The organism is Bradyrhizobium sp. CB3481, from assembly GCF_029714305.1.
Taxonomy (GTDB): domain Bacteria; phylum Pseudomonadota; class Alphaproteobacteria; order Rhizobiales; family Xanthobacteraceae; genus Bradyrhizobium.
The window spans coordinates 4595824-4617668 of sequence record NZ_CP121647.1 but is presented as its reverse complement, the minus strand read 5'-3'; the positions used below and the strand labels follow the sequence as shown (position 1 = coordinate 4617668).

The following is a 21845-nucleotide window of genomic DNA, read 5'->3' as shown; positions in this document are numbered from 1 at the left end:
GATCACGGCCGCTTCGTTATTACCAACCGGCCGTTACCAGCCCGCTAACCGGAACGTCGAGTTGTAGGAGCAAGGCTCTGTTTTCTAAGCCTTTTCCGCAGTTTGTGATAATCGTTCGGACGTGTCGCGTCCTTTAAGTTGCAGGCGCGATGACGGCAGCAACCTGCTGCAAGCTTGTGACGCCTTTCACCATTGTTCTGGATGAGATCAGATAGGCTTGGTTTGCGATCCTTTTGACACACCGGGAGGAACACATGCCAGATCCTGCAAGAAATCATGCGGTGGTGATTGGCGCGGGCATGGCCGGTCTTACGGCGGCTCAGGCGCTCTCCAGGCATTTCCGAAAGGTGACGGTCATCGAGCGGGACACGCTTCCCGCCGAGGCGGCGCCGCGACGAGGGACCCCGCAGTGCCAGCATGCCCACATGCTGCTTGCCGGCGGACTGCAGGCTCTACAGAGGCTGTTTCCTGGATTTGAGAAGGATCTGGCGGATGCCGGCGCCGTGAAGGTTCGCACCGGGAAGGACATCCGGTTCGAGCGCCCCGGGTTCGACCCATTTCCCATTCGCGATCTTGGCTTCGATATTTTCAGCATGTCGCGCCCACTGCTCGAAGCCGTCACGAGAGGGCGCGTTCTCCAAACCCCGAATATCGGCATTTGCATGCGCTCCCGCGTGACCAAGCTTGTCGCGTCGCGTGACACGATGCGGGTCGAGGCGGCCCATTATGAAAGCGATGATGGTCCTGCTGTGACGGTGGAAGCCGATCTGGTCGTTGAAGCGTCCGGCCGCTGCGGCCTGACGCTTCAACTGCTCGACGAGCTTTCTCTGCAGAAGCCCGACGAAACCGAGATCGGCATTGATCAGGCCTATGCGAGCACCATTGTCGAGCGGCTTGATCACAATGCCGAGTGGCTGGGCAACATCACCCTGCCATCCGCGCCGGCCAGCAGCCGCGGCGCATTCCTGTTTCCGATCGAAAAGCAGCGATGGCTGCTTTCCATCGGGGGCAATCATGGCGACGCGCCGCCCGGCGACCGCGCGGGCTTCATGGATTTCGTCAAGAGCCTTCGCACCCCGACCATCTACGATGCGGTCAGGGATGCGCGACCGCTCACCGATATCGTTCGCTATCAATTGCCTTGCAGCACGCGCCGGCATTTCGAGCGCCTTGAATCTTTCCCGGAGGGCCTGCTCGTGACGGGGGATGCGCTCTGCCGCTTCAATCCGGTGTTTGGTCAGGGCATGAGCGTGGCAGCGCAGGAAGCCGTGATACTGGACCGGCTGCTAACGGAAGATGTCCCGATGCAGCGCCTGGCGCGCGACTTCTTCGCCGCCATCCAGGACACCATCGCGACGCCATGGGGCGTTGCCGTCAACGATTTCGTCTATCCCGCCACGCGCGGCGCTCGCCCCCCTGATCTTGCCCAGCGCCTGCAATACGGCGCGGCCTTGACCAAACTTGCCGCTGATGATCCCGAGGTGCACCGGTTGACGGTGGAAGTCTCGCAACTGCTCAAGCCGCAGGCGGCGCTGCGGGAGCAGAAGTTGGCGGCACGCGTGATGTCGCTGATATAGTTGACAGTGCAGGGAGGCCGCGATGGACTTTTTCACTGTCCGAAACGGAGCGACGGAGCTCAATGTGGCCGTCAGCGGCTCGGGTCCGCTGATCGTCTGTGTCCATGGGTTTCCGGAACTCTGGTATTCCTGGCGGCATCAGATGACGTACTTCGCGGCGCGGGGCTTTCGAGTGGCTGCGCTTGATGCGCGCGGCTACGGGCGAAGCTCGAAGCCGCAGGAAGTCTCCGCCTATACGCTGCGTCAGCTTGCCTCCGACGTGGTTGCCGTGATCGATCATGTGGGCGATGGCCCGGCGATTTTGTTCGGCCATGACTGGGGCGCGCCGATCGTCTGGCACACGGCGCTGCTTCATCCGGACAAGATCAGCGCCGTGGCCGGTCTCAGCGTGCCGTTCCGTCCCCGCGGACCCGCGCCTTTCATCGAGCTGGCGCGATCCCTGTACAAGGGGCGCTTTTTCTACCAGATCTACTTCCAGCAAGAGGGCGTCGCGGAGGCTGAACTGGAAGCTGATATCGCGGGCACCCTGCGCAAGGTCTATTTCGCGCTATCCGGGCAAGCGCCCCACAACCAATGGCTGGAGCCGAAACCGCCGGAGGCAAGGCTGCTGGATGGGCTGGTCGATCCGCAGCCATTTCCGGCTTGGATGAGCGAGAGCGATCTGGCAGTTTATGTCGACGCCTTCAAGGCCGGCGGCTTTCGCGGCCCGCTCAACCGCTACCGCGCGCAGACCATCGATTTCGCCGATCTCGCCGAATTAAGCGGACGCGGCATCACGCAGCCGTCGGCCTTCGTCGCCGGAGAGCGCGACCCCGTGCGCGCCTTCATTCCAGGCATGGACCTCTACGCCGACCCCGGAATCGCCTGCTCTGATTTCCGCGGCTCTACCATCATCCCTGCGATCGGGCATTGGGTACAGCAGGAAGCACCACAAGAGACCAACGCGGCGCTCGAAGCGTTCGTCCGCGGGCTGTAGGGTGAACCTCCCGTTGATGAGAACAGCCCGGCTTTGGCGCACGCTTGCTCATTTTGATTGATAGCCTCTTCAAAAAGCCGCTGGCCGATCCGACTTACCGTCTGTGGAGCGCGGAGACTAAGCCAGCCCTAAGCCGCCATCGACGGCGAGAACCTGGCCCGTCAGCCATTGCGAGGCGGGGCCCGCAAGCTGGACAATCCATTCCGCGATGTCGTCGGGAACGCCGCGCCGACCGAGCGGAATCCGTGCGCGCTCGTCTTCCTTGACGGCTTCGGCCTGTTCCGCGGATAGGCCCATCATCCCGGTCAAGGCGCCGGATTCCGTGGGCCCGGCCGCGACCGCATTCACCCTTATTCCGAGCGGCGCGAGTTCTAGCGCCCAGCAGCGGGTCAGGTGTTCCAGCGCCGCCTTGCTGGCGGCGTAGTGGGATAGTCCCGCCGCCGGCCGGTGACCGAAGGTCGAGGAGATGTTGATGATGGTGCCCTGAGTCGCCTTCAGATGAGGAAGGGCGGCGCGGGCCAGCAGGCTCGGACCGAGCACATTGACGGAAAAGATGTCTGTGATCCGATCGGCTGTCGCATCCGATAACGGAAGGATGGCGCCCGCGCCGGCGTTGTTGACGAGTGCATCCACTCGGCCCCAGTTGTCGACCGCCGTGGCGATGGTCCGCCTGGCGTCTTCAGCAGAGGCGGTATCCGCAACGATGCCCGCGATATTTTGATGCTCCGCCACCGTTTGCTCGACGGGGCCGGCGCGGCGGCCGGTGATGAGCACCTTGTCGCCCTGGTTGGCGAAACGGAGCGCGGCCGCCCGACCGATGCCGGAGCTGCCGCCCGTTATGATCATGACTTTTTCGTTCTGCATGTTCGTTCGACTCATCTGTAAAGTTCGAAGTTGGTGAAAGCGGGCATAAACGACCGCTTCGGTTTCAGCGCCGGTGGTTGCGAGGTATTGAACCAGGGCGCGAATTCATACGCGCCCTGGTTCGGCCTTAACCCAACGAGCGGTCAGTAGTCCCAGAACACCGGTACGAAACGGAAGGCGTCGCCGTCGGCCGCCACCCGGCCGATGGACGGGAACGGCAGGTGAGTGGCCACCAGCATCTCGCCGCTCTTAGCCAGCTCCCGCAAAAGACGGACCCGAACGCGCGCCGCCTCTTCGGGGTCGTGCTCGAAACCGTTGTGCCAGTCGGAATGCTCGAACCCGACAGTAAAGACGGCGTCGCCGGCGAACGTCAGTCCGTCGCCGCCGGACGCCACGCGGACCACGCTGTGCCCGGGGGTGTGACCGCCGGTGCGACGGGCGACCACGCCCGGCGCAATCTCGTGCTCCTCATCGAACGTCCGCAGGTTGCTCCCGTACTCGCTCGCGAACCGCTTGGCGGCCGACCGAAGCGCATCCGGGAAACCCTGCGGCATGGAGGTGTGGGAGAAATCGGGCGCCTCCCAGAACTTGACCTCGGCGGCCGCCACGTGGATCCGCAGGTCTTTGCGCAGTCGCTCCTTCACCCCCTCGACGAGCAGCCCGCCAATGTGGTCCATGTGCATGTGGGTCAGCACCAGGTCGGTCACGGACGAAAGATCGATGCCGGCGGCCTCCAGTCGCTTGATCAACTGGCCGGCCCGCGGCAAGTTCAAGTCCGGATCGGACCCCAGTCCAGCGTCAATGAGGATGGTCTTGCCGCCGCTACGCACCACGACCACGTTCAGTGCCCAGTCGAATGCGTCCTGCGGCAGGAACATGTCTTTCAGCCAGGCCGCGCGGTCGGCCGGGTCGGCGTTGTGTCCCAACATTTGGGTTGGGAGCGGCAGCACGCCATCGCTGACCACCAGCACGTCAATGTCGCCGACCTTCAGCGCGTAGCGCGACGGAACGAGCTCTTCGGGTCCCGATGTAACGGGGTATGAGGTATTATGCAGGTTCATGTTCGTCTCCTGTTTCATGGCAAAGGCGCTTGGTTGGTCTTGGTTCTGGCTGGTCTTGGTTGAGCAGGCCGCGCAGCCAGGAGCGCGGCCGCCATCGCTTGGGGCGTCTAGAGGTTGGTCACGCGCTCCGGATCGGCCGACGCGAGCGCCGCGGCGCGCTCGGCGCGGGGCGGGTAGATCCAGACAGTATTGATCTCCTGCTTGGTCTTCTTGGCGACGTCGCCGACCATCTCGACCTTGTGCTCCCAGCCGCGCGTGAACAGAGCGCCGGCTTCGCCGAGGTCGAGGCAGGTGACGTAGGCCTTCTGGTGATACGGCCTGGTCGGAACGCCCAGGAGTTCGGCGACGGCATTGTTGCCGGCAAAGGCGCCCATCCGCGTGGCGTGCTGACACGACATCAGCGCGTAGTTGCCTTCGTCGTCGCATGCGGCCCGCGCAGCATCGCCGGTGGCGAAGACACCGGCGACACTCGGCACGCGCAGATCGCGATCCACCAGCAGCCGGCCGAAATTGTCGCGCTCGGCCGGAATCTGCGCCGTCAACGGCGCGGCGCGAATGCCGGCCGCCCAGACCACTGTCTCGGTATCGATGTGTTCGCCGGTCGACAGGGTGACGCCGGATTTGTCGAGCGAGGCGACGCCAGCCCCGAGCCGGGTCTCTACGCCGAGCTTGCGCAACGCTTCCTCGATCACTGGCCGAGGGCCTTCGCCCATGTCGGGAGCGATCGCACTGTTGCGGTCGACGATGATCACGCGCGTCTTGGCGTCCCTGCCAAGGATTTCGCGCAAGCGCCCGGGCAGCTCGGTTGCTGCCTCGATGCCGGTGAAGCCGCCGCCGGCCACGACGACCGTATCGCGCCCGTTGATGGCCGGCCGGTCGGCCAGGCTGTGTAGATGCTTGTCGAGCGCGATTGCGTCATCGAGCGAGTCGACGCTGAAGCCGTGCTCGGCAAGGCCCGGAATGTTGGGGCGGAACAGGCGGCTGCCGGTGGCCACCACGAGACGGTCGTAGGACAGAGTCTTTCGCGGGCCCTTTGGAGTCGTGATCTGCACCGTTCGAGCATCGGTGTTGATCGTCTCGGCACTGCCCTGGATGTAGTCGACGTCGATCGCCTTGAGGACGTCAAGCAGCGGCGCGGTCAGGGTTTCCGGCTTCGGCTCATAGAGCCGCGGACGGACCACCAGCGTCGGCTCCGGTGCGATCAGTGCGATTTCGAGATCGTCAGGCGAAACGCCCTGAATGTCGCGCAACCGGGCGGAGGAAAGGGCGGCGTACATGCCGGCAAAGCCGGCGCCTATGATGACTAGTCGCATGTGGTTTGCTCCTGGTTTTGAGTGTTTTCGATGAAAAGACGTAAGCGAAGGCGCTAGGCCGCGATGAACGAGAGCAGCTCAGCGTTGATGAGGTCGGCATGGGTCGTGCACATACCGTGCGGCAGCCCCTCGTAGATTTTGAGAGTGCTGCGCTTCAGCAGCTTCGCCGACAGCGGCGCAGAATTGGCGACGGGCACGATCTGGTCGTCGTCACCGTGCAGGACGAGCGTGGGCACAATGATGCTCTTCAGGTCCTCGGTGAAGTCCGTTTCCGAGAACGCCTTGATCCCATCATAGTGCGCGTTGGCGCCGCCCATCATGCCTTGGCGCCACCAATTCCAGATGATTGCTTCCGATGCCTTGGCGCCCGGACGGTTGTAGCCGTAGAACGGGCCGCTGGCGAAATCGAGATAGAACTGCGATCTGCTGGCGGCGAGCTGCTTGCGTAGGCCGTCGAGCACTTCGATCGGCAGGCCGCCAGGATTGGCTTCCGTCTTCAGCATCAGCGGCGGCACGGCGCCGATCAGGACCAGCTTGGCCACGCGGCCCCTGCCATGCCGCGCGACGTAGCGCGTGGCCTCGCCGCCGCCGGTGGAATGGCCGACATGAATGGCGTTGCGCAGATCGAGATGCTCGACGACCGCGGCGACGTCGGCTGCGTAGTGATCCATGTCGTGGCCATCGCTCACCTGGCTTGAGCGACCGTGACCGCGGCGATCATGGGCGACGACGCGATAGCCCTTGCCGACGAAGAAGAGCATCTGATTCTCCCAGTCGTCGGAGCTCAGCGGCCAGCCGTGGTGAAAGACGATGGGCTGGGCGGCTTTCGGTCCCCAGTCCTTGTAGAAGATCTGTACGCCGTCCTTGGTGGTGACGGAGGTCATAGGATCAGTCCGTTGAGCGGGGATTGTCGAAGAGTCGTTTTCCTTGCCGGTCGCCGAAGAGGAGCGGACGGTGAGCGAAGTTGCGTAAATGAGCGCGCTTGCGAGCACTTTCCGGCGCGAAGTAGTTGCAAGCTGGCTGATGGATTTGTTCCTGACCATTTTCTTGTCTTCCCTGGTGTTGGCGAATGCTCCGTGATGTCTTAGCGAACCAGTCCTGCGGCTGCGCCACCGCGATTGCTGTCATCGCAGAGCGATTGCTGTTACCGAAAGCGTCGTCGCCAATCGCTCGGGGTTTCTCCGGTCAGCCGCCTGAACGCCGCAGCGAAGGCAGTCTGGGAGGCATAACCAAGCGCGGCGGCGACCGACACGACCGACGCGTCGGTGTCGCGCAGCATGTTCATGGCCTGCTCGAGTCGGTGCTGGCGCAGCCAGGCATGCGGCGAAAGCCCGGTGCTTTCCTTGAAGGCACGGCAGAAGTGGAAGCGCGACAGTCCGACATCCGAAGCCAGCGCCGCAAGGGACACGTCCGCATCGATGTCCGAGCGCAAGCGTTCGACGGCGCGGCGCAGCGCGGTGGGCGAGAGGCCCCCCATGGTCGGCTGGAAAGTGGTTGGCGAGCTGGTGTGCGCAGCGAGGAGGCGCGTGGCCAGAAGATCCGTTAGCTGCTGCCTGAACAGAGCGTCCAGGGCCTCACTGCCCTCAAGCACATCCGCCGCACTCAGGAGTAATCGAGATGTAATGAGATCAGGATGTCCCGTTCTTTCCAGCAGATCGCTGGGAGCGGCCATGCCGGCTTCACCGGCAACACGCTCGAGCGTTCTGTACGGAAGGTAGAGTTGAACGACATCCATGGGCTGGTGAATGTCCCACCGGGAGGTCGAGCCGGCTGGGATGACCGTCACAACCCCGGGACGCGCCGTCGTAATCGCTGCTGATTTACCGGTGCGCCGCTCCAGCCGCTGTGAGCCGGCAGGGTAAGTCATAATGACGTGATCAGCCATCGGCTCGACGACGTCGTGCAGGGGATCATGCTTCCAATAGGCGATCGCGCCACTGGACGGATCGGAAGCCATGCGAAGTGGCGCGGTCTTGAGCACGCGTGCCATCTCCACATCGGCAGGACGCCCATCGGCAATCGGCGAGTTGCTCTGGCGCGCCTCAGACGCGGCCGGGGGATCTTCCGAAGGATCGCGCAAGATCGGCTTGCTCATGGTTTGTGCTCGTGTTGGGGGGCGGGGCACGGTATGACGAGCAAGCTCCCGCTAGTCGTCATGATCCGGAATGGTCAGATTCCTTTCGTCGCTATCCACGACGAAACGGCAAGCAGACGCGCTGGCCCTGTCTTGCTGGCGATGCGCCGGGCGTTGTGAGTATCGATTTGTGGGCCTTGGTCGTGCCCGTCACTGGCGGAGCCCGGCCAGCCAGTCCTCGAAACGCACGGCGCCGAGCCGGGGATTCTGGCCCGGCGTGAGAGACCGATCGTCCAGTTCTGCTCCGAAATAGCGAGCATGGATGTCGGCGACGACCTTGCGCGGGTCCTTTGTCGCGGTCAGATATTGCCGGGCGAAGTCATCGAGACTGAACGGTTCCGGTCCGGCCAGCTCAACGATGCCGTTGACTGGAACGCCGAGCGTGACGTCGGCCAGGGCGGCAGCGACGTCGTCCGAAGCCACGGGCTGAAACAGGGCAGGCGACAGCCTGACGATTTGTCCATCAGCAGAAGAATCGATGATGCCGCCGACGAACTCGAAGAACTGGGTCGCGCGCAGAATCGTGTAGGAAATCTTCGAGGCCTTGATCAGGCTTTCCTGCACCAGCTTGGCGCGGAAGTAACCGTTTTCCGAAAGGCGGTCGACCCCGACAACGGACAGCGCTACATGATGGCGTACGGAGGCGGCGGCCTCGGCGGCGAGAAGATTGCGGCCTGACGTTTCGAAGAATTTCAGAACCGCGCGGTCCTCGAAGGAGGGCGAATTTGTAACATCGACGACAATCTCGGCGCCCGAAAGCGCCCTGTCGAGACCCTCGCCGGTGATCGTGTTGACACCCGTACTGGGAGATGCCGCGATCACCTCGTGGCTTTTCTGACGGAGCTTGCTCGCGAGCTTCGTTCCGATGAGCCCGGTACCGCCAATAATAACAATCTTCATGACTTTCCCTCGACTTTCGGGCCACCGATGGCCTTGCTTGTGAAAGCGAGGGGAGATTGCGCCCAAGCTGGCCGAAAAGCCTTGCAGCCATGTTGGATTGCGATTGGATTTACCTTGGAAACTTGTCCAAGCGGCGCGCGGAAGCGCCAATTTCATTTGAGGATTATTGTCTGACGCCGGCAGGCGAGAACTCAAAGACGATTCAGACGCATCCCGGTTGGACCGCGGCTTTTCGATCTTCTGATCTTTCGGGGGCGTAGAAGCAGGAGCAAGCTGTTACTCCGGCAATCCCGCTCTTCGCAGGCCTTCCGCGGCTACTGCGAAATCCTTCGGTTGGACCAGCAGCCAGTCATCGAGCTTGCCAATGCGCAGCGTGGGATCGAGCCGACGCACGTGGTGCATGGCTTGTCGCGCTTCTTCCTCCCGGCCTGCCAGCGCATGGCTTGCGGCCATAAAGGCCGCTACCCGCAGCACGTTCGGTACCTCCCGCCATGCCATCTCTAAACAGGCGACAGCCGCATCAAATCGCCCGGAATACAAATGTCCCATTGCGATTCCGGTCTGCATTTGAAATGTCTCCGGATCGAGCGGACTGAGGCGCATGGCACGCGTGAAATATTCGATCGCACTATCATGTCTGCCAAGGGAAATTCGCTGGTACCCGCCGAGGTACCAGATCGTCGAGAGATTGGGATTGAGCACCATGGCCCTATCGACATAGGTGACGCAACTTTCGAGGTCACCGCCAAAATGAGGCCATGCGTGGCCGCCTCTGGTCAGAGCGACCGCGTCATTCTTTCCCAGCGTCACGGCGTGTCGGCACAATCGCGCGGCCTCGTTGCCGTCTGCTTCGCGATCGTCGAGCCAACGATTCATCTTGCGCCAGTAGTAGCACCACGCCGCCATTCCATACGCGGAGGCGAACTCCGCATCGAGCTCGATCGCCTTGTAGAATAGCGGCAATGCCTCATCGAGGCCGGCCCTGCTCGCAAGGTGAAACTTGGTCAATCCACGCAAGTAATAGTCATAGGCGTGGAGGCTTTCGGTCGGCTTTCGGCTCGCACGCTCGATTTCGGCAAGCTCAAGCTGCGGCGCGATCGCACTAACGACGCCTGCGGCGACCGTGTCCTGCAGCTCAAAGATGTCGTCGAGGGTGCCTTCGAAACGCTCGGCCCAGAGATGCACGCCATTGGTCGCATCAATGAGTTGCCCGGTAATGCGCACCCTTGTCGCCGCCTTGCGCACGCTGCCTTCAAGCACATATCGCACGCCCAATTCGCGCCCCACCTGTCGGACATCCACGGCCCGGCCTTTGTATGTGAAGCTCGAATTCCGGGCGATAACGAACAGCCAGCGTATCCGCGACAAGGCCAGGATGATGTCCTCAACAACACCATCGGCGAAGTACTCCTGCTCGGGATCACCGCTCAGGTTCTGAAACGGCAGGATGGCAATCGAGGGCTTGTCAGGAAGAGACGGCTCCTGGCGCTCATTCGAGTTAGCCTGCTCCGCGTTTCGGATGACGGCGCTATCGGGGCTTCTTGCCTCAACCTCGCCCACGAACCGGAGGCCCTTGCGGGCAATCGTTCGGATCAGGCGCTGTTCCTGGCCGCTATCGCCGATCGCTTTGCGCACCGCGTTGATATGGCTGGTGAGCGTTGATTCAGAGACGATGCGCCCGCTCCACACAGTGTCCAGCAGTTCATCCCTGGTGACGACGCGGTCGCGGGCTTGCACCAGGTAGACCAGCAGGTCGAACACCCTTGGGCCAATTGCAATTGCGGCCGAGCCGCGGGTGAGCTCCCGCCGATTAAGGTCGAGTACGTAGTCGGCAAACAGGAACTGCACCTTGGGCCCTTTGGTCGCATGCACCGGTGGCGAGCACTGCGGCATAGCGCCAAAGCACCACCGCCGGCAAGTCAAGGCATTGAGAGCACGTTGACAATCGGAAATATATCTAGATTTCTTGAAGCGGCACGATTCGCTTTCGGTCCTGCGATCGGGCCACACGGCAAATGGGCTTCTCCTCTGAATTTATGGGTTCACGCCCTAGCAGGCGGTGCCGGTCGTTCTCAGCTTCGAACGATCGAGCCGGCGCGGCCGACGAGCCGCGCCAGTTGCTTGAAGCGGCTGCCGACGCGGTCGGCGACGAGATCGACCATGCGGTGCTCGAACACCAGCATCAGCTTGCGGCCGCGGGTGCGGAAATGCGTCGCCGGCAAGACGCCAGTGCGTGCGGCCGAGATCAGGTGTGCGACACGGAACGCGGCGCCGAGAAGGCGGGCACGCTCGTCCATCGCCGGAGTCAGCAGCTCGCGGATGTGTTCCGGCGGCTCGTTCTCTTCGCTGAGACCGGCATAGCGATAGAACACCGACAGCGCGACAAAGGCGCGGCCCTGATGGCTGATCGAGCCGAAATTGCCGTTGGTGATCAGGCTCAGCGTTTCCTCGCCGCGGTGGTCGGGATGCACACGCCAGCCGATATCGGAGAGCAGGCAGGCGGCGTGGCGCAGGCGGCGGTCTTCCTCGGTCTCGCGCAGCCTCACGACGCGCACCAGGCGATCGGTCCAGGCCACCAGTTCCTCGGCATGGCGCGCCGAGCGCGACAATAACCCGTTCAGGGTTTGCGCGGCGCAGATGAATCCATCCTTGGCGCGCTCCTTTGGCAGGAGCATCTCGTAAAGCAGGCCTTCGCGCACGCCGAAGGTCGAGAACACGATTTCCTTGGGACGGCCGATGCGGATGATGTATTCGAGCACCAGCGCGGCATAGGTCAGTAGCGGGCGCCGGGCATCCGCAACCACTTCGATGTCAGCGAGCATGTTGGCGGCGGCAAGCCGGCGCAGACGTCTGGCGAAATCGAGCGCGTCGGAAGCCGGTATCGAATAGCCGTGCATCACGCGCAGCGGATAACCGCTCTGCACGATGTGGATGCGCGCCAGCGCGCGCCAGGTGCCGCCGACCGCATAGAAGGTGCGACCACTGCCGGCCTTGAGTTGGGCGACGCCGGACAGCGCGTCGCGAACGATGCGCTCGGCGCGCTTCAAGGATTTGTCCGAGAGGTCCTGCAGCGCCAGGCTTCCGAGCGGCAGCGTGACGCCGCTGTGGACGCGGGTGTTCTGCACGTCGATCAGTTCGAGTGAACCGCCGCCGAGGTCGCCGACAATGCCGTTGGGATTGTGGATGCCGGAGACGACGCCGAGCGCGGATAGTTTGGCCTCGCGTGGTCCCGACAGGATCTGAATGCGCGCGCCGCAGATGCGCTCGGCCTTGGCGATGAAGTCCGGGCCGTTCTTGGCGTCGCGGCAGGCGGCGGTCGCGATCGCGAACACGCGGCCGACCTGCTGAATCCTGCACAGCGCCCGGAACCGCCGCAGCGCGGTCAGCGCCTTGGTGACGGCGTCTTCCGCCAACAGGCCGGTGCTCTGCACCTCGCGGCCGAGGCCGCACAACGCCTTCTCGTTGAAGATGGTGACGAGGCTGCGCGCCATCGTCTCATAGACGACGAGACGAACCGAGTTCGAACCGATGTCGATGACGGCGACGCTGGAAGCGCGCTTGCGCGGCCGCTTCACGGCCGCGGCCCCTTAAGACGATTGCTGACGCTCGTTGCGGCGCGTGAGGCGGCGCGGCGAGGATTCCTTGAGAGACTTTCCACGACCAGACAGGCTCGGATTCGTCATGAAATAATTGTGCAGGTTGAACGGCTCTTCGCCTTTCGCGGCCTTCATACGCGTTGACGACCCATCCGGCAACAACTGCCAGCTCTGCTCGGTATCCTTCAGGTTCGCGACCATGATCTGTTCGAGAACCTGCTGATGTACCGTGGGATTTTGCAGCGGACAGAGCACCTCGACGCGGCGGTCGAGGTTTCGCGGCATCATGTCGGCGGAGGAGATATACACAGCCGCCTTGGGGCCGGGCAGGCCTTGACCCATGCCAAAGCAGTAGATGCGGCCGTGCTCCAGGAAGCGGCCGATCACCGATTTGACGCGGATATTGTCTGACAGGCCGGGCACGCCGGGCCGCAGGCAGCAGATGCCGCGCACCACCAGCTCGATCGACACGCCGGCTTGGGAAGCCTCGTACAGCGCGTCGATGATGTCGGGGTCGACCAGCGAATTCATCTTCATCCAGATCGCGCCGGGCTTGCCGTGCCGGACGTGATTGGTCTCGCCCCTGATGTGTTCGATGATGCGCTTGCGCAGCGTCAACGGCGACACGGCCATGCGCTCGATGTCGCTGGGCTCTGCATAGCCGGTGATATAATTGAACACCCGGGCCGCATCGCGGCCGATGATCGGGTCCGAGGTGAAGTATGACAGGTCGGTGTAGATGCGCGCGGTGACCGGATGATAATTGCCGGTGCCGGTATGCACATAGGTCGTGAGGTTGCCGCCCTCGCGCCGCACCACCATCGACAGCTTGGCGTGTGTCTTCAGTTCGAGGAAGCCGTACACGACCTGCACGCCGGCGCGTTCGAGGTCGCGCGCCCAGCGGATATTGGCCTCTTCGTCGAACCGCGCCTTCAATTCGATCAGCGCCGTCACCGACTTGCCGGCCTCAGCTGCCTCGGCTAGGGCGCGCACGATCGGCGAATTGTTCGAGGTGCGATAGAGCGTCTGCTTGATGGCGACGACGTCGGGATCGCGCGCGGCCTGCTGCAGGAACTGCACGACGACGTCGAAGGATTCGTAAGGGTGATGGACGATCAGGTCCTTCTGCCTGATCGCAGCGAAGATGTCGCCGCCATGGTCTCGCACCCGCTCGGGGTGGCGCGGCACGTAAGGCGTGAATTCGAGGTCGGGACGGTCGAGCCGCGTGAGCTGCGAGAGCTCGTTCATCGCCAGCACGCCGTCGACCAGGAAGACCTCGTCATCCGCCGCCGCAAGCGCCTGCCGCACAAAGGCACACAGTGCTTCCGGCATCTTGGCTTCCATCTCCAGGCGGATCACCGAACCGCGCCGGCGACGCTTCAGCGCAGTCTCGAACAGGCGAACCAGATCTTCGGCCTCTTCCTCGATTTCGAGTTCGGAGTCTCTGATAATGCGGAAGGCGCCCTGGCCCTTCACCGTGTAGCCGGGGAACAGGCGGCCGATGAACAGGCCGGTGGCCTGCTCCAGCGGGATCAGGTGCACGGCGCCATCCTTGCCCGCAGGCATGCGGATGAAGCGGTCGATCTTGCCGGGCATGCGGATCAGCGCGTTCATCGCCTTGCCGTCTGACGTACGCGACAATTGCAGGGCGATGGTGAAGCCGAGGCTCGGAATGAACGGGAAGGGGTGCGCGGGATCGATCGCGAGCGGCGTCAGCAGCGGGAAGATGTTGTGGAGGAAGTGATCCTCCAGCCAGCTCCGCTCCGCCTTGGTGAAGTCGTGGCCGTCGACCAGCTTGATGCCGGTGTCCGACAGCGTCGTGCGCAGGTCGCGCCAGATCGCCTGCTGGTCGGAGGCGAGTTCCGAGACCGTCTTGTTGATCAGGGCGAGCTGCTCGGACGGCGTCAGCCCATCGGGGCTGCGTTCGGCAATGCCTTCGCGGACCTGCGCCTTGATACCGGCGACGCGGACCATGAAGAACTCGTCAAGGTTATTGGCAGAAATCGACAGGAAGCGGACCCGCTCCAGCACCGGGTGGCCGGGATTGACCGATTCCTCGAGCACGCGGCGGTTGAAATGCAGCCAGGACAGCTCGCGGTTAATGAAGCGCTCCGGGCTGGCGGCGATCGCGGGAACTGTCTCGGCAGGCGTCTCTTTTTCTTTTATTTCAATAACTTGTGCCGATTCCATGAGGCTTTGATCCATCTCGGGCGAGGACGCAGACGCTTAAATCAGGGATGCGTCGACACCATGTGATATTCCGATGACGTTTCAATGACATTGATGTTCCGCCCAAATCCACCGTCAAGGCGGCGGCAGGCAGCACGGGATACCGCTCAGATGTTGCGCAGGAGTTCCACGGCCAGGGCCCGGGTAACCGGCCGGCCGAGCCGCAGCGCCTCGGTATCCAACAGCTCGACCGCCTGACGGGCGGCGGCGTAGGAGCGCTCGATCCGGCTGACGAGGTAGCTGACGACCGTTTCGTCGATGCTCATTTGCCGGTCGGCGCAGAATTTGACGATCAGGCCGCGCAGCAGGAGATCATCGGGCGGCGACAGCGACACCACGGGTACGGCGCGCAGGCGGGAACGGAGATCGCGCAGCTCGATCTCATAGGCCGACGGCGGAACGCGCGCTGTGATCAGGATATAGGCCGCATCCTCCCGCGCCAGGTTCAGGAGATGAAATATCGCGCGTTCGTCGAAGTCGGCGGGTTTGAGGTCTTCGACCACCAGCGCTCCGGTAGCCAGCGCACCCGGCACGGAAGTGGGGTTCAGCGCATGTGCCGCCGTCGAACGCGCGCCGGCCTGTTCGGCCCAAATCGCCGCAAGGTGACTCTTGCCGGAGCCTTCCGGTCCCACCAGCAGCATGACGCGGTTCGGCCAGTCCGGCCAGCTTTCAATCAGCGCGAGCGCGGCCTCGTTGGCCGGACCTTCCAGGAAATTGTCGCGGGTCAGGCTCTCCGCATGCGGCAGCGCGAAGGCAAGCTGACGAGGTTGAACGCGAACTGCCACGCAGGTCTCCAGGCCGGAATCTTTGGGCATTCATAGCGTTTTCAAGCGAAATGGCTACCGGGTGGCGTGAAGAAAACGCATCAAAATAACAGAAGAAGCTAGCGCGCTTCGATCGTGCTCATGTGCCGCACCCATTCGACGAGATAGAGCGAGACGGAAGCCAAGGTAAAGACCGTGACGAATCCCATCAGGATCACGTCATAAGGCGCCGGCCTGAAATCGAAGCCGAGCGAGGCCAGCACCAGCGCCGCGAACGCCACCTGCGCCACGGTGTTGAGCTTCGAGACCATCAGCGGTTTCATCGCGACCGGCTTGTCGAGCAGCCATGACACGATCACCGCGGCGACGATCATGATGTCCCGGGACACCACAAGGATGACCAGCCAACGCGGCACCGCGCCCCAGATGCCGAGCGCGACGAAGATGGACACCAGCAGAGCCTTGTCGGCGAGCGGGTCGAGCAGGGCGCCGAGCTCGCTCGACATGTTGAAGCGCTTGGCGAGGAAACCGTCGATGGCATCGCTGACCCCGGCAATGACGAAGATCGCGAAGGCAATTTCCATCTGGCTGGACACGATCGCCCAGACGATGACCGGCACCAGAATGATGCGCCCCAGCGTAATGATATTCGGAATACTCAACTCGGTCGCTTCCCGGCTCCCGGCCTTAGATCCGGCCCCTGGCGGGTTCTGCCGGTTCTTATCTACATAGTATATGCGCTGGGCCCTTGCGAGCCATTGCAGGATCGCTGAATTCCTCGTAACCAGCCGTCATCATACTGGAATTTGGGCATGAACGACCGCAAAAACGGGCTCACTTACGCCGATTCGGGGGTCGACATCGACGCCGGCAACCGCCTCGTCGATCTCATCAAGCCGATGGTGCGCGCCACCGCGCGGGCCGGCGCCGACGCCGAAATCGGCGGTTTCGGCGGCCTGTTCGACCTCAAGGCCGCGGGCTTCAAGGACCCGGTGCTGGTGGCGGCGACGGACGGCGTCGGCACCAAGGTCAAGATCGCGATCGAGACCGGCCTGCATGGCGGCATCGGCATCGATCTCGTGGCGATGTCGGTCAATGATCTCGTCGTGCAGGGCGCGGAACCCTTGTTTTTCCTGGATTATTTTGCCTGCGGCAGGCTCGATCCGGAGGCCGCGGCGGCCATTGTGGCCGGCATTGCCGAGGGCTGCCGCGAATCCGGCTGCGCCCTGATCGGCGGCGAGACCGCGGAAATGCCGGGGCTCTACAAGGACGGCGATTACGACCTCGCGGGCTTTGCGGTCGGAGCGGCCGAGCGCGGTACGCTGCTGCCCAGCGGCGATATCGCCGCGGGCGATGCCGTGATCGGGCTGACCTCGTCGGGGGTTCACTCCAACGGCTTCTCGCTGGTCCGCAAGATCGTGGAGCACTCGCGGATTGCCTGGGATGCGCCGGCGCCGTTCTCGCCGGTCATGACGCTCGGCGGCGCGCTGCTGACGCCGACGCGGCTCTATGTGAAGTCGTGCCTGCGCGCGATCCGCGAGACCGGCGCGATCAAGGGCCTCGCCCATATCACCGGCGGCGGCTTCACCGACAACATTCCGCGCGTGCTGCCGAAGCATCTCGGCGTCGGCATCGACCTGGCGCGGCTGCCGGTGTTGCCGGTGTTCAAATGGCTGGCGGAGCTGGGCGGCATCGCCGAGTTCGAACTACTCCGCACCTTCAACTGCGGCATCGGCATGATCGCGATCGTCAGGGCGGATGCGGTCGAGCAGGTGACGGAAATCCTGACCGCAAGCGGCGAGACCGTCGCGCTGCTCGGCGAAGTGATCCCGGCCACGGGCGAGCATCGCGTGGTCTATAACGGCCACCTCGATCTCGCGCAATGAAAGCTCGTGTCGCCATCCTGATCTCCGGGCGCGGGTCGAACATGGCCGCGCTGATCGACGCGGCGACGGCCGCGGACTTTCCGGCCGAGATCGCCACTGTGATTTCCAACCGGGCCGATGCGGCCGGGTTGGAGAAGGCCGCCGCCAGCGGCATCAAAACAAAGGTGATCGAGAGCAAACCGTTCGGCAAGGATCGTGCCGGCTTCGAAGCGGTGCTGCAGCGGGCGCTGGACGAGGAAAAGGTGGAGCTGATTTGTCTCGGTGGCTTCATGCGGCTGTTCACCGCCGAATTCGTGCAACGCTGGTACGGCAAGATGCTCAATATCCATCCATCGCTGCTGCCGTCCTTTCCGGGCCTCGACCCGCACGGCCAGGCATTGCGGGCCGGGGTGAAGATCTCGGGCGCGACCGTTCATTTCGTCATCCCAGAAACCGATGCCGGTCCGATCGTGATGCAGGGCGCGGTCGCGGTGGCCGATGACGACACCGCCGAGACGTTGTCGCAGCGTATCCTCGACATCGAGCACCGCATCTATCCCGAGGCGCTGCGCCTGCTCGCAAGCGGCAGGCTCCGCCTCGAAGGCGATTTCTGCAGGATCGCCGGCGACACTGAGCGCGGCGGCACCCTGATTTCGCCGCGGACGATCTGATAATATCGGCACGCGAAGCAGCGCGGGCGAGATGCGCACAGCAAATTCATCGAGGTTCCATGATCACGCTCTATGGCTCTGGGCCGAATTTCGGCCTTCCCGACGCAAGCCCGTTCGTGACCAAGGCCGAGACCTTGCTCAGGATGTCGAAGCTGCCATTCGAAAAGGCGCTGATGAGCTTTTCGAAGGCTCCCAAAGGCAAGATCCCCTACATTGAGGACGACGGCCAGCTGCTCGGCGACTCGACCTTGATCCGCTGGCATCTCGAGAAGAAGTACGGCATCGACTTCGACCAGGGGCTTACCGCCGAGCAGCTCGCCATCTCCTGGGCGTTCGAGAAGATGGCGGAGGACAATCTCTACTGGGCCAGCGTCTATTTCCGCTGGATGATCGACGACAACTTCCGCAAAGGACCGGTCAACTTCTTCAAGGGCGTGCCGGCGCCGGTCCGGCCCGTGGTCGTTACGATGATCCGCCGGCGCTTACGCAAGACGCTGCACGGCCATGGACTGGGCCGTCACTCGGCCGACGAGATCACCGCGATCGGGATTCGTTCGATCGACGCGATGGCGGCCTATCTCGGCGACAAGCCGTTCTTCATGGGCAACACGCCTGTCGGCATCGATGCCACGATGTTCGCGTTCGCGGTCTGCGCGATTTGTCCACTGTTCGAATCGGACCTGCAGCGGGCGGCGGCAAGCCACGCCAATCTCAAGCGCTATGTCGGGCGCATGACCGCGCGCTTCTATCCGGAGCTGCAGGAGATCGCGGGTTGCCAAGCCGCCGCGTAGATCCGGGGGCGGGCGCAAAGAAAACCCCCCGGCAGTGCCGGGGGTTCAAGGTGTTGTGGTCTTAGGAGACCTTGAGGTTTTCCGCGGAAGTCTTTCCGCGATTCTCGACAAGGTCATACTCGATGTGCTGGTTTTCGTTGAGAGTGGTGAGTCCCGCACGCTCGACGGCCGAGATGTGGACGAACACGTCCTTCTCACCGACCGCCGGCTTGATGAACCCATACCCCTTGGTGGGGTTGAACCACTTGACGGTGCCCTTCTGCATCGCCATCGCCTGTCTCCCTAGATAGTCCAGACATAAAAAAGACGCGGCCACGTTTTCCACGTGCCACGCCACAAACGGGCTCCCCGGTAGCTGCTAGATTTCCTGCTCGCGAAACGCACAGTCGAACGGCCTGAATCCGATTGCGCCGCGGATTGCAACACGAAATCTGGACATTCGCAAGGTTTTGCCGCCCTGCAGCGAATCGTTCTGATGTCACGGGCTGTGGCAGCCGAACCACATCGCCGCGTATTCGGCTGCACGCCGATTGACCCTTCGCGCGAAGTGGGGGCAAATCGTTACTGTTTATCGGCATTTGCGCATTTTTCGCCTTGGCGCTTCGCCCTTTGGAATGGACTGCATGCGCTGCTCACGGCGGCCTTCGCGGGCATGGGAGATCGGAACCGGGCGCGCGCTGGCGCGTCTGGCCGCCATTGCGTTCGTTTTGATCGCCGTGATGTCGGCCGCGCACGCGCAATCGCCGACACCGACGCCCACCCCGACACCCACACCCTCGCCAACGCCGAGTCCCACGCCGACCGTGATCAATTCGACCGTGACGTCGGGCGCGGCGCTGACAAATCTCGGCAGCAATTTCCTGGAGCGGATGGGCAATCAGGCGGGCAACGGCTTCAACCGCCTGCAGCGGACCAATCCGGGCGGCGGCGGTGCCTCCGAGAGCACCGAGGCCCCGCGCTACCGCACCTGGTTAGAGACTTACGGGAATTCGACCAAAAACGGCGCGGTCGGCGATTTCGTCGGCGACAGCAGAAAGACCTGGGGCGGCGTCGCCGGGATCGGCGCGCGGGTGGCGCCGGGCGTCAATATCGGCTTCTCGGTCGACCAGAGCCGCTCGGCGGTCGATATTCCGTTGGCGCTGCAATCGGCGACGATCGACCTGACCCAGCTCGGTTTCACGGCCTCGGTCGATAGCGGGCCGTGGACCTGGGCGAGCGCGGTGGTGCACGGCTTCGGCAACATCCATTCTCGCCGCGACACCGGCTTTGGGCTCGCTACCGCCGGATACAACGCACGGCTCGACGGCGTGCTCAGCGAGATCAGCTATTACTGGACGAAGGACCAATACCGCGTCGTGCCCAAGGCGGCGTTCGAATATGTCCGCGCCCAGACCGGGGCGCTGCAGGAGATCGGCGGGCTTGATCCCGTGGCCGCGACCGGCGCCACCGTGCAGCGCGGGCGGGTCATGATCGGCGCGGAGATCGGCCATTACTGGATTTTCGACGGCAAGATTCTCGACGTTTCGGGCTACGGCAAATTCGTCGACAACCTCGTGCAGAATTTCTCCGACATCACCGTCAGCCTCGGCGGCCAGAGCCTGACCCTGCAGGGCATCGGCGAGAGCCGCTACGGCGCCGATGCCGGCGGCTCGGCATCGCTGAGCCTGACCAACACCGCGCGCCTCTACGTCAATTACGACGCAAAATTCCGCGCCGCGACGCAGTCCCACCAGGGCACGTTGGGGCTGGAGTTGAAGTGGTAGCTCGGCATATCACGTGGTCTGTGGCCTCGTGGTTCGAGACGCGCGGCGCTGCCGCGCTCCTCACCATGAGGATCTAAGACCTCATCCTGACGAGCATCGCGAAGCGATGCGTCTCGAAGGATGAAAGCCGCGGTACTTTGCTACGCCCGCTCGACCCTGACGACGCGGCCCCGCTCGATCGCGAGCGCGAGCCGGCCGTGCTTCAGCGCAATCGCGGCTTCGCCGAACAGTTCACGCCGCCAGCCATGCAGCGCGGGCACGTCGGCGTGATCATCGGCGGCGATCTGGTCGAGATCGTCGACGGTCGCGATCACCTTGCTGGCAACCGCATGGCGTTCCGAGGTCATCCGCAGCAGCACCTTCAACAGCTCGACGGTCGCAGCGCCATTGGAATTGCCGCGCGGCTTTTCGATTTTCGGCAGCGTGTGCAGATCGCGGGCGAGGCCACGCTGCACGGCGGCGATGATGTCGCTGCCCCATTTCGAGCGGTCAAAACCCTTCGGCAGCGAACGCAGGCCGGCGAGGCGCTCCAGCGAGGTCGGGGCGTGGGTGGCGATGTCGCCGACCGCATCGTCCTTCAGGACGCGTGAACGCGGCACGTCGCGGCTTTGCGCTTCCTGCTCGCGCCAGGCCGCAACTTCCATCAGCACCGCAAGCTCCTTCGGCTTGCGTACCCGCGTCTTGAGCCGCTCCCAGGCCCGCTCGGGATGGAAATCGTAGGTCTTCGGCGAGGTCAGGATCTCCATCTCCTCGCTGACCCAGTCGTTGCGGCCGCGCTTCTTCAGGTCGGCATCGAGCGCGGCGAAGACGTCGCGCAGATGGGTGACATCGGAGACCGCATAATGCATCTGCTCCGGCGTCAACGGCCGGCGCGACCAGTCGGTGAAGCGGTGGGTCTTGTCGGGCCGGTGGCCGGTGACACGCTCGACCAGCTGGTCATAGGCGATGCTGTCGCCATAGCCGAGCACCATCGCGGCGACCTGGGTATCGAAGATCGGGTGCGGAATGGTGCCAGACTGGTGCCAGACGATTTCGATGTCCTGGCGCGCGGCGTGAAACACCTTCAGGACTGCCTCGTTGCCCATCAGCTCGAAGAACGGCTTGAGGTCGATGCCGGGCGCCAGCGTGTCGATCACGACGGCTTCGTCCGGGCTCGCCATCTGCACGACGCAGAGCAGCGGGTAGTAGGTCGTCTCCCGCAGGAACTCGGTATCGACCGTGATGACCTTGTGCTGGGCGAGCCGGGAGCAGGCCGCAGCGAGGTCCGAAGTGGTAGTAATCAGATCCATGAACAATCCATGACGCTTCCGACACGCGTTCTGCCGAAAACGCTGATATGTC

The 21845-nt window shown here is 63.4% G+C and carries 19 protein-coding genes; 6 read left to right on the top strand and 13 right to left on the bottom strand.

What is annotated here, in order from left to right; genetic code table 11:
• The first annotated feature begins 254 nt into the window (after positions 1 to 254).
• Together QA643_RS22475 and QA643_RS22470 are read left to right on the top strand one after the other, a co-directional pair.
• Complete coding sequence (locus QA643_RS22475) at positions 255 to 1577, top strand: FAD-dependent oxidoreductase (protein ID WP_349253291.1); 1323 nt, start codon at positions 255 to 257, stop codon at positions 1575 to 1577.
• A gap of 22 nt (positions 1578 to 1599) precedes the next feature.
• Positions 1600 to 2553 carry an alpha/beta hydrolase gene (locus tag QA643_RS22470; protein ID WP_283028079.1) on the top strand — a complete coding sequence of 318 codons (954 nt, stop codon included), beginning with the start codon at positions 1600 to 1602 and terminating at the stop codon, positions 2551 to 2553.
• Positions 2554 to 2670: 117 nt separating this feature from the next.
• Here QA643_RS22470 and QA643_RS22465 read toward each other — a convergent pair whose 3' ends face one another.
• The 11 genes from QA643_RS22465 to QA643_RS22415 all read right to left on the bottom strand — a co-directional run bounded on the left by QA643_RS22465 (position 2671) and on the right by QA643_RS22415 (position 16076).
• Positions 2671 to 3432 (bottom strand): SDR family oxidoreductase, encoded by a 762-nt coding sequence (locus QA643_RS22465; RefSeq protein ID WP_283028078.1) that lies wholly within the window; start codon positions 3430 to 3432, stop codon positions 2671 to 2673.
• A 128-nt stretch (positions 3433 to 3560) separates the two neighbouring features.
• On the bottom strand, positions 3561 to 4478 hold the full coding sequence (locus QA643_RS22460) for an MBL fold metallo-hydrolase (RefSeq protein ID WP_283028077.1): 918 nt from the start codon (positions 4476 to 4478) through the stop codon (positions 3561 to 3563).
• A 107-nt stretch (positions 4479 to 4585) separates the two neighbouring features.
• On the bottom strand, positions 4586 to 5791 hold the full coding sequence (locus tag QA643_RS22455; protein ID WP_283028076.1) for an NAD(P)/FAD-dependent oxidoreductase: 1206 nt from the start codon (positions 5789 to 5791) through the stop codon (positions 4586 to 4588).
• Positions 5792 to 5844: 53 nt separating this feature from the next.
• Positions 5845 to 6675: an alpha/beta hydrolase gene (locus QA643_RS22450; protein WP_283028075.1), complete on the bottom strand. Its 831-nt coding sequence runs from the start codon at positions 6673 to 6675 to the stop codon at positions 5845 to 5847.
• 260 nt (positions 6676 to 6935) lie between these two features.
• Entirely contained in the window at positions 6936 to 7886 is a 951-nt protein-coding gene (locus tag QA643_RS22445; protein ID WP_283028074.1) for an AraC family transcriptional regulator, read from the bottom strand.
• 189 nt (positions 7887 to 8075) lie between these two features.
• Positions 8076 to 8825 (bottom strand): SDR family oxidoreductase, encoded by a 750-nt coding sequence (locus QA643_RS22440; RefSeq protein WP_283034887.1) that lies wholly within the window; start codon positions 8823 to 8825, stop codon positions 8076 to 8078.
• Between the two features lie 276 nt (positions 8826 to 9101).
• Entirely contained in the window at positions 9102 to 10673 is a 1572-nt protein-coding gene (locus QA643_RS22435) for a winged helix-turn-helix domain-containing tetratricopeptide repeat protein (protein WP_283028073.1), read from the bottom strand.
• A 224-nt stretch (positions 10674 to 10897) separates the two neighbouring features.
• Positions 10898 to 12400 (bottom strand): exopolyphosphatase, encoded by a 1503-nt coding sequence (gene ppx, locus QA643_RS22430; RefSeq protein ID WP_283028072.1) that lies wholly within the window; start codon positions 12398 to 12400, stop codon positions 10898 to 10900.
• A 12-nt stretch (positions 12401 to 12412) separates the two neighbouring features.
• Entirely contained in the window at positions 12413 to 14611 is a 2199-nt protein-coding gene (locus QA643_RS22425) for an RNA degradosome polyphosphate kinase (RefSeq protein WP_283028071.1), read from the bottom strand.
• A gap of 146 nt (positions 14612 to 14757) precedes the next feature.
• Positions 14758 to 15435: a DnaA/Hda family protein gene (locus tag QA643_RS22420; RefSeq protein WP_283028070.1), complete on the bottom strand. Its 678-nt coding sequence runs from the start codon at positions 15433 to 15435 to the stop codon at positions 14758 to 14760.
• 98 nt (positions 15436 to 15533) lie between these two features.
• On the bottom strand, positions 15534 to 16076 hold the full coding sequence (locus tag QA643_RS22415; RefSeq protein WP_283028069.1) for a CDP-alcohol phosphatidyltransferase family protein: 543 nt from the start codon (positions 16074 to 16076) through the stop codon (positions 15534 to 15536).
• 150 nt (positions 16077 to 16226) lie between these two features.
• On the opposite strand from QA643_RS22415, the gene purM reads away from it, so the two are divergent.
• The 3 genes from purM to QA643_RS22400 are packed head-to-tail and all read left to right on the top strand — an operon-like array spanning position 16227 to position 18741.
• Positions 16227 to 17300 carry a phosphoribosylformylglycinamidine cyclo-ligase gene (gene purM, locus QA643_RS22410; protein ID WP_283028068.1) on the top strand — a complete coding sequence of 358 codons (1074 nt, stop codon included), beginning with the start codon at positions 16227 to 16229 and terminating at the stop codon, positions 17298 to 17300.
• Positions 17297 to 17950, top strand: a complete 654-nt coding sequence (purN, locus tag QA643_RS22405) for a phosphoribosylglycinamide formyltransferase (protein WP_283028067.1) — start codon at positions 17297 to 17299, stop codon at positions 17948 to 17950. The genes purM and purN overlap by 4 nt, the downstream gene beginning before the upstream one ends.
• Positions 17951 to 18009: 59 nt before the next feature.
• On the top strand, positions 18010 to 18741 hold the full coding sequence (locus tag QA643_RS22400; protein ID WP_283028066.1) for a glutathione S-transferase family protein: 732 nt from the start codon (positions 18010 to 18012) through the stop codon (positions 18739 to 18741).
• Positions 18742 to 18802: 61 nt separating this feature from the next.
• On the opposite strand, the gene QA643_RS22395 is transcribed toward QA643_RS22400, so the two are convergent.
• On the bottom strand, positions 18803 to 19006 hold the full coding sequence (locus tag QA643_RS22395; protein ID WP_283034886.1) for a cold-shock protein: 204 nt from the start codon (positions 19004 to 19006) through the stop codon (positions 18803 to 18805).
• 358 nt (positions 19007 to 19364) lie between these two features.
• Here QA643_RS22395 and QA643_RS22390 point away from each other — a divergent pair, with 358 nt between their 5' ends.
• Positions 19365 to 20504 (top strand): autotransporter outer membrane beta-barrel domain-containing protein, encoded by a 1140-nt coding sequence (locus tag QA643_RS22390; RefSeq protein ID WP_283028065.1) that lies wholly within the window; start codon positions 19365 to 19367, stop codon positions 20502 to 20504.
• A 140-nt stretch (positions 20505 to 20644) separates the two neighbouring features.
• Here QA643_RS22390 and rnd read toward each other — a convergent pair whose 3' ends face one another.
• Positions 20645 to 21793, bottom strand: coding sequence for a ribonuclease D (rnd, locus tag QA643_RS22385; RefSeq protein WP_283028064.1), 1149 nt, complete (start codon positions 21791 to 21793; stop codon positions 20645 to 20647).
• Positions 21794 to 21845 lie beyond the last annotated feature (52 nt).